The following is a 10,844-nucleotide window of genomic DNA, read 5'->3' as shown; positions in this document are numbered from 1 at the left end:
CCTCCCCAGCGGCGCCATACCGCCCTATATCCTGGTCCTGACGTTCACCACGCTGGGACCTTGCGTTGTCCACCCAGTTCCGACTGCCGCTGACCGCCGCGCCGACCTATGCTCGCGAGGACTTCGCCGTCTCGCCGAGCAACGCCGACGCCGTGGCGCGGGTCGAGGCCTGGCCGGCCTGGCCCGAGGGGCGGCTGGCGCTGATCGGGCCGGCGGGCGCAGGCAAGACGCATCTGGCCAGGGCCTGGGCGGCGGCGCACGACGCCGTGGTGGTCGAGGCGACCGGCGATGACGCGCCCGACCTGCCCGCCCTGCGCGGCAAGGCGATCCTGGTCGAGGACGCCGACCGGCGCGCCGAGGGGTCCGCGCTGTCGGACGAGGCGCTGTTCCACATCCTCAACATGGCCGGGGTCGACGGCGGGACCGTGCTGCTGACCGGGCGGACGCCGCCGGTGGGCTGGGCGGCCAACGTGCCGGACCTGCGCTCGCGCCTGAACGCCCTGTGCGTGGCGCCGATCGCCGAGCCCGACGACGTGGTGCTGGAGGCGGTGCTGCGGCGGGCCTTCGCGCAGCGGCTGCTGAAGCCCGATCCGGACCTCTATCCCTACCTTTTGCTACGCCTGCCCCGCTCGGCCGCCGAGGCGATCGCGGCGGCTGATTTGCTGGACGAGGCCGCCGCCCAGATGCGGCGCGAGCTGAACAAGGCCCTGGCCCGCGAGGTGCTGGGGGATTTCGAGGGGGATGAGGCGGAGTAAGGGCTCCCCCTTCTCCCCTTGCGGGAGAAGGTGTCAGCGCAGCTGACGGATGAGGGGTCGATGGCCCTATCCGCCGAGAAACCCCTCATCCGGCGCTATCGCGCCACCTTCTCCCGCAAGGGGAGACGGAAACGCCCCCTGTCTTCTTCCCGTCACTTGCGTCGTTCACCATGCCGGAACACACTCGGCTTATAGTGATCCCATGACTGACGCCGCGACCTTGCCGATACACGCCGCCAATGCTCCGCAAACGGACGAAGCCCAGCCCCTGACGCTGGACGGCGAGCTGATGGCCTCGCCCGAGCGGTTTTTCAATCGCGAGCTGTCGTGGCTGGCCTTCAACCAGCGGGTGCTGGAGGAGAGCTCCAATCCGCGCCACCCGCTGCTGGAGCGGCTGCGGTTCCTGTCGATCAGCGCCAACAACCTCGACGAATTCTACATGGTCCGCGTGGCCGGCCTGAAGGGCCAGGTGCGCGAGGGCGTCCGGGTGGTCAGCCAGGACGGCCTGACGCCGGGTGAGCAGCTGGCGCGCATCAACGCCTCGGCCGCCGAGCTGATGGCCGAGCAGCAGAAGATCTGGCGCCAGGTCCGCACCCAGCTGCGGGACGAGGGGCTGAAGCTGCTCGACGCCAAGGACATCGAGGGCGACGACAAGGCCCGCGCCGAGGAGATCTTCAGGAACCAGATCTTCCCGGTGCTGACGCCGCTGGCGATCGACCCGGCCCATCCGTTCCCGTTCATCCCGAACCTGGGCTTCTGCCTGGCGCTGAAGCTGCGTCGCATCGCCGACGACAAGCACCTCTACGCCCTGGCCCCGATCCCCCAGCAGGTGCGGCGGTTCTGGGAGCTGTCGTCGGTGGTCTCGCGCGGCAAGAAGCGCCAGCGCAAGATCATGGCGCTGGAAAGCTTCATCATTCTCTTCTTGGACCACCTGTTCCCCGGCTACGAGGTCGAGGGGCGCGGCCTGTTCCGCCTGATCCGCGACAGCGACCTGGAAATCGAGGAAGAGGCCGAGGATCTGGTGCGCGAGTTCGAGGCGCGGCTGAAGAAGCGGCGTCTGGGCCAGGTGGTGCGGGTCAAGATCCAGACCACCATGCCGCAGGACCTGCGCGACTTCATCATCGAGGGCCTGCGCGCCGAGCCCGAGGACGTGATCCTGGTCGACGGCAAGCTGGGCCTGGCCCAGATGAGCGAGCTGATCCCGCCGGACCGTCCGGACCTGAAGTTCCCCCCCTTCAACGCCCGCTTCCCCGAGCGCATCCGCGACCACGGCGGCGACTGCTTCGCGGCGATCCGCGAGAAGGACATCCTGGTTCACCACCCGTTCGAGAGCTTCGACGTGGTGGTGCAGTTCCTGCGCCAGGCCGCGCGCGATCCGAACGTGCTGGCGATCAAGCAGACCCTCTATCGCACCTCCAAGGACAGCCCGATCGTGGCGGCCCTAATCGAGGCGGCCGACAACGGCAAGAACGTCACGGCCCTGGTCGAGATCAAGGCCCGCTTCGACGAGGAGAACAACCTCAAGTGGGCGCGCGACCTGGAGCGGGCGGGCGTGCACGTGGTGTTCGGCTTCGTCGACTGGAAGACCCACGCCAAGCTGTCGGTGGTGGTCCGCCGCGAGGCCGACCAGACCCTGCGCACCTACTGCCACTTCGGCACCGGCAACTATCATCCGCAGACGGCGCGGGTTTACACGGACCTGTCCTTGTTCACCTGCGACCCGGCCCTGGGGCGCGACGGCGGCAAGCTGTTCAACTTCATCACCGGCTACGCCCAGCCCGGGCGGCTGGAGAAGCTGTCGTTCTCGCCGATGACGTTGAAGCCGGACCTCTTGCGCATGATCGAGACCGAGGCCGACGCGGCGCGGGCGGGCAAGCCGGCGGGCATCTGGGCCAAGATGAACGCGGTCGTCGATCCGCAGATCATCGACGCGCTCTACAAGGCCAGCCAGGCCGGCGTGCAGATCGACCTCGTGGTGCGCGGCATCTGCTGTCTGCGCCCGGGCATCAAGGGCCTGTCGGAGAACATCCGGGTCAAGTCGATCGTCGGCCGTTTCCTGGAGCATTCGCGGATCGTCGCCTTCGCCAACGGCGGGGCCATGCCCAGCGCCCAGACGCGGGTGTTCATCAGCTCGGCCGACTGGATGCCGCGCAATCTCGACCGCCGGGTCGAGAGCCTGGTGCCGGTCGAGAACCCGACCGTCCACCAGCAGGTGCTGGACCAGATCATGGTCGCCAACCTCAACGACGAGGCCCAGAGCTGGAAGCTGGACAGCGAGGGCGACTACGCCCGCGATCCGGCCTGGAACAGCAAGGGCGCCTTCTCGGCCCACGACTACTTCATGACCAATCCCAGCCTGTCGGGCCGCGGTCATGGGGCCCGCGACCTGCCCCGTGCCTTCGACCACGTGGGACCCAAGCGCAAGCGGTGAAGGAAGCAAGATTGCGACGGCCGAAACTGCACCTGGACGCCGGCGACAGAACTGGAACAGATTAAGAAAAATTTGACGACAGGCCCCGACATAGACTATGTTGGATCTATAGGACATGCCTTGACAGGCAAACGGGTACTTCGAAGGCAGGGGTTCGAATCCCCTAGGCTCCACCACTTCTTTGCGGGGCCTTGGTGTTAGTGGTCAGCACATCGAATTGAATCCGGTAGCCCGCTGGCGCAACGATGCGACAGCGGGCTTACTTTTTCATCACGGCAACGCTTCTCCCCTGGCGGTCGGATCCCGGCCTACCGGGCGATCGCCGCCGCCTCAGCGAACACCGGCGAAGCCAGGTTCTCGCTCGCCGCGCGCAGCCGCGCCAGGCCATAGGCCAGCCGCCCCTGGGGCGCGTCCAGCAGCGGCTCGCCCAGCGCCAGGCCTTGATGGATCGCGTCCAGCTCCGGCCCGTCCAGGCTTGCCGCCCTCGCCTGCCCCGCGACGCCCACGACGAAGATCGCGGCGTGGAAGACGTGGCTGACCTGGCGGAACAGCCACAGCCGCGCCCGCTCGGCGCGGGTCGCCTCCCGTCCGAAATAGGTCGCCAGCAGCAGGGCCTCGCCGTCAGGGTCGGCGGCGAAGGTGTTGGCGATCGCGGCGAGATCGACATAGCGGTCGGCGCGGAACGCCGCCTCCCAGTCGATCAGCCAGATCCGCCGGCCGTCATGCAGCAGATTGCGGGGATTGAGGTCGTTGTGGCTGGAGACCAGCTCCGGCGTCAGTCGCCGACAGACGACAAACAGCCGAGCCCAAGGGTCGAAGGCGCCCACCGGGACCGCGCCGCTCCGCCCGGCCTGGCCGACCAGGGCGTCCAGCCCGTCCAGATAGTCGACCAGGGGCGGAAAGCCCTCGATCGCGTGAAGCGCCCGCAGCGCATGGCCCAGCTCGACGATCAGCTCACGTCGAGGCCCCGGATGCTCCAGCACGGTGGCGCGGGCCTCCACGTGGTCGAGGATCATCACCCCGTCGTCCGCATCAGCATAGCGCACGCGCGGCGCCAGACAGGCCTCGGCGGCCAGGCGCATGCACCGATAGCTTCGTTGCGGATCGCGCAGGGCGCCACGCTCCGATGTCTCGACCCGCAGCAGATAGGCGATCCCGCCCACCCGGATCCGCCAGACTCGCGCGCCGGACAACCCGCCGGACAGCGGCGTCGCGCCGTCCAACGTTTCGGTAGAGAAGGTCGCGCGCAACGCCTTGCGGACGGCGGGGATCTGGTCGGGTGAAACGGTCATCGGCCAACTCGGTCTGAGGAGCCGCCATATTCACCCGGATAAAATGTGAGTCAATATAACCCGGGTATAATTCCCGGGCGTTTTGCGAAAAGGCTTTCCCCGTGGAAAATCGCTTTCGGACGATCGGTCCCGCTTTCCCCGGCCGGGGAATACGCTAAACCACGCCCATGCCCTTCCCGGCGCCGCGCGACGCGGCCGTGATCGATATCGGCTCCAACTCGGTGCGCCTGGTGGTGTACCGCTTGGAAGGTCGCGCCATCTGGACGGTCTTCAACGAGAAGGTCCTGGCGGGCCTGGGCCGCGACCTGGCCAAGACCGGCCGGCTGTCGCCCGAGGGCGTGATCCAGACCCTGCAGGCCCTGAAGCGCTTCCGCGCCGTGCTGGAAGCGGTGAACCCGGCCGAGGTGTTCGCCGTCGCCACCGCCGCCGCCCGCGACGCCGCCGACGGCCCCGACTTCATCCGCCGCGTGCGCGAGCAGACCGGCTTCACCGTCCGCGTCCTTTCGGGCGAGGAAGAGGCCCACTACGCCGCGGTCGGCGTGCTGGCCGGCGCGCCGGACGCCGAGGGCGTGGTCGGCGACCTGGGCGGCGCCAGCCTCGAGCTCGTGCGCCTGTCGGCCACCGGCGCGGGCCACGGCGTCACCCTCCCCCTCGGCCCCTTCAGCCTGGCCGGTCCCCATGGGGGACTTAATGGCGGCTTTGACGCCGAGCGGGTCCGGCGGCTGGCCCGCGAGCGCATCGCCGCCGTCGCCGCCGACTTCCGCACCGACACCTTCCACGCCGTCGGCGGCGCCTGGCGCAACCTTGCTTTGCTGCACATGCGGTTGTCGGGCTATCCGCTGCACGTCGTCCACCAATACGAGATCGGCGCCGGCGAGGCCCTGGAAGCCGCGCGCCTGGTCAGCCACCAGTCGAAAAGCTCGCTGGAGCGCATCGAGGGCATGAGCAAGAAGCGCTCGGAGACCCTGCCCTATGCGGCCGTGGTGCTGGAGACGTTGATCGAGCAGCTCTCCCTCAAGCGCATCGAAATCTCGGCCTATGGCGTGCGCGAGGGCCTGCTGTTCGAGGCCATGCCGCCGCGCGTGCGCAGCCTGGACCCGCTGATCGAGGGGTGCTCGGCCCTGGGCGCCCGGCAGGGCGTGGCCGACGACCTCGGCGCGGCCCTGGACGCCTGGATCGCCCCGGCGTTCCGCGATCTGCCCCCCCTGTTCGGCGAGCGGGACGGCGTGCTGGTCTCGGCCGCCTGCCGGCTCGCGGACGTGGGCGTGCGGCTGCACCCGGACCATCGCGCCGACCTCGTCTTCGAGCAGGTGCTGCGCGCGCCGATCGCCGGCCAGACCCACGCCGAGCGCTGCTTCCTGGCCGCCGCGGCCCACGCGCGCCACGCGACCAACTTCCACCCGCCCGAACTGGCCACGCTGGAGCGGCTGCTCAGCCCCGCCCAATTGAAGCGCGCCCGAGCCCTGGGGGCTACGATCCGCCTGGCCTGCGATCTGTCGGGCCGCAGCCCCAGCCTGCTGGCTCACGCCCGCCTGAGCCTGGACAAGACCAGCCTGATGCTGGCCGCCGACCCCGGCTTCGCCGACCTGCTGCTGGGCGAGCAGACCAACAAGCGCGCCAACACGGCCGCGCAACACCTTGGCCTGAAACCCAAGATCGTCTCAGGTTGATCTCAGGTAGAGATCACCAGAAAATCATGTTTAATTCGACCTTTATTTCCTCAATACGAGGAATCTGACAACTTGCCGCACCTCTAACGGATCTTTCCAGCATGCTTTGTTAGGCATGCCCGCCCTAGCCTTCCTGAAAGACAAAGGGAGGTTCCCCAGATGCTGAAGCATCGCACCCACTACCTGGACGCCATCACCCCCCGCCCCAGCGCGACGCCGCGCTTCGAGCCGCGCATCGTCCCGCGCCCGGCCAACGACCAGGACACGCCGGTCGCCAGCGCCGCCCGCGCCCTGCAGGCCGACCTCGCCCGCGCCTTCGCGGCCAAGAACGGCTGGTCGGTCGGTCAGACCGTGGCCGCCGGGGTGATCTTCCATCTGGGCGTTTTCTGCGCGCTCGGCCTGGCGGCGGGCGCAGCCCTGGCCCAACTCGCGCGAGGCTAGCCGAAACGGCGTCTAAAGCGCCGCGCCGTTTCCAAACAGGGCGACATAGAGATCGTGTGGTTTGATGGGCTTCTCCACCCAGCCCGTCATGCCCGCCTCGCGGCAGGCGGCGATCTCCTCGGGCGAAGCCGCGCCGGTCACCGCGATAATCGGCGTCTCGCGATTGGCGACGCCGTCACGCAGACGACGCGAGGCTTCCAGCCCGTCCATGCCCGGCATGCGCACATCCATCAGGATGGCGTCGAAGGTGATCTCCTCGGCGGCCGCCAGCGCCGAGAGCGCGTCCTCGGCGGTCTCCACCTCGGCGCCGAAAGCCTCCAGCATTCGCGCCAGGGTCCGGCGGTTGATGTCATGGTCATCCACGACCAGCACCGAGAACGTCCGCTGGGGCGCGCCGAGCGCCGCGGCCGCGGCGGTGTCGACCGCCGGCGGCGGCGCGCCTTCGGGCGCCGGCAGGGTCAGGGTGAAACAAGCGCCGCAGGCGCCGCTGTCGACGGCCTTCAAGTCTCCGCCCATCAGCCGCGCCAGATCCCGGCTGATCGCCAGGCCTAGCCCCGTGCCGCCAAAGGCGCGCGCCGTCTTCAAGCCGAGCTGCTCGTAAGGACTGAACAGGCGCGCGATCTGGTCCTCGGTGAGGCCCGGCCCGGTATCGCACACCTCGATCGACACGAAGCGGCGGCTATCGCGCGTGAGGGTGGTCACCGTCACGGTCACCTCGCCCTCGGCTGTGAACTTGATCGCGTTGCTGATCAAGTTATTCAGCACCTGGCGCACCCGCATCGGATCGCCCCGCACCCATTGGGGCCCCGCCTGGACGCCCCGCAGGGCCAGTCGCAGACCCTTGGCCCGCGCCGTGTTGCGCCAGAACCGAACAGTGTTGGAGATCAGCGCGCGGAGATCGTGGTCGACGACCTCGCCCCCCATGCGCCCCGCCTCGATCTTGGAAAGGTCCAGCAGGTCGTTCAGCTGGGCGCGCATCATCAGCCCGGCGTCGGCGATCAGCGCGGCCGCCGCGCGATCGGCTTCGCCGCCGCCTTCCAGCGAAGCCGCGCCGTTGACGATGGCGTTGATCGGCGTGCGCAGCTCATGACTGACCATGGCGATGAAGGCGGACTTGGCCGCCATCTGGGCTTCGGCGGCTTGGCGGGCGGCGCGCTCCGCCAGCAGCGTGCGGCGCGACCACAGAAACGTCAGCGAAACCGTCAGGTAGAAGAGTGCGACGCCCAGCACGAAATGCGGCAGATAGGGATCACGGCCCGCGCCAACGATGACCGGCGTGAGCACCAGATAAGCCAGGTGCGGCGTGACGGCGCAGAGGAAGGCGATCACGCAGCCTTCGGCGCCCATCAAGGCGGTAAAGACGGATCCCGAAAGCAGCAGCATCGCGCCGGCGGAGGTGACGGGCGTGCCGGCTTGCCAGAACGGAACGGCCAACGCCCCGAAAACGACGCCCATCACGACGTCGACGAACAGATTGAAGCCGATCAGCCGCTCGGGTTGACGCGAGCTCAGAAAGCTGGCGAGGGCGTAGAACTCGATCAGCTGCACGGGACCGTAGACCAGAATCCACGGCGCCAGGAACGGCATGCCATGCAGAGCAAGGCCGGTCAGACACAGGCAGATCGCGACGAAGATGCGGAGAGGGATCTGCCGGCGGCGCGAAATCGCGGCGGCGCGATAATCGCCAGCTAGACGCCCCCAAAACTCACGCAACTCAACCCCCACAGGCGCGCCTCGCCTCCGGCGCCCTTCATACCGTCAAACCTAGCCACAAGTCCGGTGGCGATTAACGTTACGGCTCGATTCGGGTACGTTAAGTAAACCTCCACAGGCCTGACGCCCGCGGAGCCACCCCGCCACGTCAGAAAAGCGGCGCTAGTTCGCCTTGGGCGCGCGCCGGACCTCGACCACACGCACCTTGGCCCCGTCCAGGACCAGCGCCAGCTCGCCACGCTTGATCTTCAGGGCGTCAGCTCCGAAGGCGTCGCGGCGCCAGCCGGCCAGGGCCGGGGTGGCGGCGTTGTCGTCGGCGGCGATCTTCTCGAGATCCGAGACGGTGGCGATCAGCTTGGAGGCGACGCCCGCCTCTTCCGCCCGCGCCTTCAGCAGGACCTTGAGCAGCTCAACCACGGCGCCGGCGTTCTGGGGGGGCGGCGGACCGGGCTTGTCGACGACGGGAGCGTAGCCTTCCGGATCAGCCAGGGCGGCCTTGATCGCGGCCAGCAGGTCGGGACCGAACTTGCTGCCGCCGAAGCCCTTGGGCACGCCGCGCAGGTTGTTCAGGGCCTCCAGGCTGGTCGGGGCCTGGGTCGCCAGCTCGTCGATGGCCTCGTCCTTGAGGATGCGGCCGCGCGGCTGGTCGCGGTTCTGGGCGGTGCGCTCGCGCCAGGCGGCGACCGCCTTGAAGACCGCGAGATACTTGGCTTGCGTCTTGCGCGGGCGTAGACGGCGCCAAGCCTTTTCCGGGTCCACGTCATAGGCGGCCGGGTCGGAGATGGCGGTCATCTCTTCCTCGACCCAAGCCAGGCGGCCCGAGGTCTCCAGGCGCTCGCGCAGGATCGGGAACAGCTTGGCCAGGTGCGTGACGTCGGCCAGGGCGTAGGAGAGCTGCGCCTCGGTCAGAGGGCGACGGGCCCAGTCGGTGAATCGGCTGGACTTGTCGAGCTCGATCCGCAGCATCTGGCGGACCAGGGCGTCGTAGGCGATCTGCTCGCCAAAGCCCGCCGCCATGCCGGCCACCTGGGTGTCGAACAGCGGCTTGGGCATCGCCTTCAGATTGTTGAAGATCTCGACGTCCTGCCGCGCGGCGTGGAACACCTTGAGGATGCGCTCGTCGCGCATGACCGCCAGTAGGGGCTCCAGGTCGATATCGTCGGCCAGGGGGTCGATGACGGCTTCGTGCGTGGGCGAAGCGACCTGGATCAGGCACAACTTGGGCCAGTAGGTCGTCTCGCGCATGAACTCTGTGTCCACCGCGACGAAAGGCTCGCCCTGCAGCTCATTACAAAACGCCGCCAGCTCGGCGGTGGTGGTGATCGGCTTCATCCGCTGCTAATAGCCTCGCGCACCCCCGAGTCTGCAAGCGTCAAGACGCACGAAGCTGGGCCGGGACGCAAAATTTCCGCGAGTTCGGAGGATGTTCCCGTCCTCCGAGAGACGTAAGAGCGAGCTCATGAGCGATCAGCCCAACGGCCTTACCTACGCCCAGGCGGGCGTCGATATCGACGCGGGCAATGCGCTCGTCGACGCGATCAAGCCCCTGGCCAAGGCCACCCGCCGCCCCGGGGCGGAAGCCAGCCTGGGCGGTTTCGGCGCGCTCTTCGACCTGAAGGCGGCCGGCTATGACGATCCGCTGCTGGTCACCACCACCGACGGCGTCGGCACCAAGCTGCGCATCGCCATCGACGCGGGCATGCACGCCACGGTCGGCATCGACCTCGTGGCCATGTGCGTCAACGACCTGCTGGCCCAGGGCGCCGAGCCGCTGATGTTCCTGGACTACTTCGCCACCGGCAAGCTGGACGTCGAGACGGCCAAGAGCGTGGTCGCCGGCATCGCCGAGGGCTGCAAGCTGTCGGGCTCGGCCCTGGTCGGCGGCGAGACCGCCGAAATGCCGGGCATGTATGGCGACGGAGAGTATGATCTCGCGGGCTTCTCCGTGGGAGCCGTCGAGCGCGACGGCGTCCTGCCCAAGCTCGACAAGCAGCGGGCGGGCGACATCATCATCGGCCTGGGCTCGTCGGGTCCGCACTCCAACGGCTATTCGCTGGTCCGCCGCGTGGTCGAGCGCTCGGGTCTCTCCTGGGACGCCCCCTGCCCGTTTGAGGATGGCAAGACCCTGGCCGAGGCCCTGATGGCCCCGACCCGCATCTATGTGAAGTCGCTGCTGCCCCTGCTGCAGTCGGGTCGCGTCAAAGGCGGGGCGCACATCACCGGCGGCGGCCTGATCGAAAACCCGCCGCGCGCCATCGCCGAGGGCCTGGCCGCCGAGTTCGACTGGAACGCCTGGGAAATGCCGCCGGTGTTCGACTGGCTGGCCAAGACCGGCGGCATCTCCGAGCACGAGATGCGCCGCACGTTCAACTGTGGGGTGGGCTTCATCATCATCGTCGCTCAGGCCGACGCCGAGCCGGTGCTGGCGGCCCTGCTGAACGCCGGCGAGGACGCCTTCATCTGCGGCCAACTGGTCAAGGCTTGAGTTCCCTTCTCCCCTTGCGGGAGAAGGTGGCCCGCGAAGCGGGTCGGATGAGGGGTT

The 10,844-nt window shown here is 68.5% G+C and carries 8 protein-coding genes; 5 read left to right on the top strand and 3 right to left on the bottom strand.

Annotation, left to right across the window (positions count from 1 at the left end; genetic code table 11):
* Positions 1-65: 65 nt before the first annotated feature.
* Positions 66-755 (top strand): chromosomal replication initiator DnaA, encoded by a 690-nt coding sequence (locus AX690_RS18470; protein WP_066681346.1) that lies wholly within the window; start codon positions 66-68, stop codon positions 753-755.
* A gap of 202 nt (positions 756-957) precedes the next feature.
* Positions 958-3,186, top strand: coding sequence for an RNA degradosome polyphosphate kinase (locus AX690_RS18465; protein WP_066681344.1), 2,229 nt, complete (start codon positions 958-960; stop codon positions 3,184-3,186).
* Between the two features lie 308 nt (positions 3,187-3,494).
* Here the strand turns inward: AX690_RS18465 and AX690_RS18460 are convergent, their stop codons facing one another.
* Positions 3,495-4,478, bottom strand: coding sequence for a phosphotransferase (locus AX690_RS18460; RefSeq protein WP_066681342.1), 984 nt, complete (start codon positions 4,476-4,478; stop codon positions 3,495-3,497).
* 167 nt (positions 4,479-4,645) lie between these two features.
* Between AX690_RS18460 and AX690_RS18455 the strand changes: the two genes are divergently transcribed.
* Entirely contained in the window at positions 4,646-6,148 is a 1,503-nt protein-coding gene (locus tag AX690_RS18455) for a Ppx/GppA phosphatase family protein (RefSeq protein ID WP_066681340.1), read from the top strand.
* Positions 6,149-6,307: 159 nt separating this feature from the next.
* Complete coding sequence (locus AX690_RS18450) at positions 6,308-6,589, top strand: hypothetical protein (protein WP_066681338.1); 282 nt, start codon at positions 6,308-6,310, stop codon at positions 6,587-6,589.
* Positions 6,590-6,601: 12 nt separating this feature from the next.
* On the opposite strand, the gene AX690_RS18445 is transcribed toward AX690_RS18450, so the two are convergent.
* Both AX690_RS18445 and rnd read right to left on the bottom strand, forming a co-directional pair.
* Entirely contained in the window at positions 6,602-8,314 is a 1,713-nt protein-coding gene (locus tag AX690_RS18445) for an ATP-binding protein (RefSeq protein WP_066681336.1), read from the bottom strand.
* Between the two features lie 150 nt (positions 8,315-8,464).
* Positions 8,465-9,634: a ribonuclease D gene (gene rnd / locus AX690_RS18440; protein ID WP_066681334.1), complete on the bottom strand. Its 1,170-nt coding sequence runs from the start codon at positions 9,632-9,634 to the stop codon at positions 8,465-8,467.
* A gap of 127 nt (positions 9,635-9,761) precedes the next feature.
* Here rnd and purM point away from each other — a divergent pair, with 127 nt between their 5' ends.
* Positions 9,762-10,787, top strand: coding sequence for a phosphoribosylformylglycinamidine cyclo-ligase (gene purM / locus AX690_RS18435; protein ID WP_066681332.1), 1,026 nt, complete (start codon positions 9,762-9,764; stop codon positions 10,785-10,787).
* Positions 10,788-10,844: the final 57 nt, after the last annotated feature.

It is taken from the genome of Caulobacter sp. CCH9-E1, assembly GCF_001556515.1.
In the GTDB taxonomy this organism is placed as follows: domain Bacteria; phylum Pseudomonadota; class Alphaproteobacteria; order Caulobacterales; family Caulobacteraceae; genus Caulobacter.
The sequence above is the reverse complement of the archived record's forward strand: the minus strand, read 5'-3'. Positions and strand labels throughout refer to the sequence as shown.

Coding starts and splice junctions, on each gene's coding strand:
- rnd (WP_066681334.1), bottom strand. CDS start 9,634: ATGAAGCCGATCACCACCACCGCCGAGCTGGCGGCGTTTTGTAATGAG.
- AX690_RS18450 (WP_066681338.1), top strand. CDS start 6,308: ATGCTGAAGCATCGCACCCACTACCTGGACGCCATCACCCCCCGCCCC.
- purM (WP_066681332.1), top strand. CDS start 9,762: ATGAGCGATCAGCCCAACGGCCTTACCTACGCCCAGGCGGGCGTCGAT.
- AX690_RS18465 (WP_066681344.1), top strand. CDS start 958: ATGACTGACGCCGCGACCTTGCCGATACACGCCGCCAATGCTCCGCAA.
- AX690_RS18460 (WP_066681342.1), bottom strand. CDS start 4,478: ATGACCGTTTCACCCGACCAGATCCCCGCCGTCCGCAAGGCGTTGCGC.
- AX690_RS18455 (WP_066681340.1), top strand. CDS start 4,646: ATGCCCTTCCCGGCGCCGCGCGACGCGGCCGTGATCGATATCGGCTCC.